We start from the raw sequence: 1,189 nt of genomic DNA on the forward strand, positions 1-1,189 counted from the left end.
CCGGAGTCCTCAAATTATGTCGGTAGTGAACGTTATCGCTTACTCCACAAACGTTATCACTGGGCGTATCTGGAGCTACTCAAACGCTCAGATTTTAATGATATTTTGCTGGTCGATATTAACGGCAACGTAACCTATTCCATTAACAAAGACGACAACTACGGTACTAACCTACTAACGGGGCGCTACAAAGACTCGGCATTAGGAAAAACCTTCAAACGTCTAGCTGATGACGTCAACGAACGCCGCAAAGTGAATGAAGATTATACGCCCGTCATTATTTCTGATTTTGAACTGGAACATGGTCGACAAGTCGCTTGGCTTGGTGCACCTATCGTTCAGCAAGGCTATTTGCACAGCTATGCTATGTTCCGTTTACCAAACAACGGCATTACCAAGCTGATCGCAGATAAAAACCGTGAATCGTCCATCAACACTCTACTGGTCGGCAGCGATCAGCAACCACGTACGATTAATACCAAGCAAGACAGTATTCAAAACAGTCTTGAAGTCATCGATAAAGCTTTAGCGGGACAAACCGACGTTGGCACCTACACCAATGGACTTGGCGAAGAAATTATCGCTGCATTTGCCCCAATTCAAACACGCGGTATTACATGGGCGCTCGTGGTTCAACTTCCAGAAAAAGAGGCGTTTTCACGCATTCATCAACTGGAAAAACTCTTCGTTATCGCCATGCTAATCGCGATCATTCTTGTGGTGATTGCATCGCATTATTTGTCCAACTTCATTACATCACCACTGCTGAAGCTGACTTGGGCGGCGGAGAAAGTATCCGCTGGCGACCTCGACGAAACGACATTCAATACCGAACGTAAAGATGAAATCGGTCGCTTGGCTATCAGCTTCGAACGTATGCAGCGCTCGATTCGAGAAAAAATCCAAACCATCAAACAGCAAAACGAAGAACTTGAAAGCAACATCAAGCTGATTCAGAAGCAAAATGATGAGTTGCAACTGGCTGATAAACTGAAAGATGAGTTCCTCGCAACAACCTCGCACGAATTGCGTACACCGCTACATGGCATGGTTGGGATAGCAGAAACCCTTGTGTCAGGAGCAAATGGAGTCATTCCCGCCAGTCAAAAATACCAACTTGATATCATTATCAAGAGTGGTCAACGCTTAGCTAACCTCGTAGACGATTTATTGGATTACCACAAAATGC

At 45.0% G+C, this 1,189-nt stretch carries 1 protein-coding gene; it reads left to right on the forward strand.

The window, feature by feature from the left end; all coding sequences use genetic code 11:
- Positions 1–1,189 (forward strand): histidine kinase dimerization/phospho-acceptor domain-containing protein (locus R7F07_RS25130; RefSeq protein WP_318110656.1); only part of this gene is annotated, 1,189 nt, incomplete at both ends.

The sequence above is a fragment of the Vibrio sp. YT-16 genome, from assembly GCF_033337405.1.
Taxonomy (GTDB): domain Bacteria; phylum Pseudomonadota; class Gammaproteobacteria; order Enterobacterales; family Vibrionaceae; genus Vibrio; species Vibrio alginolyticus.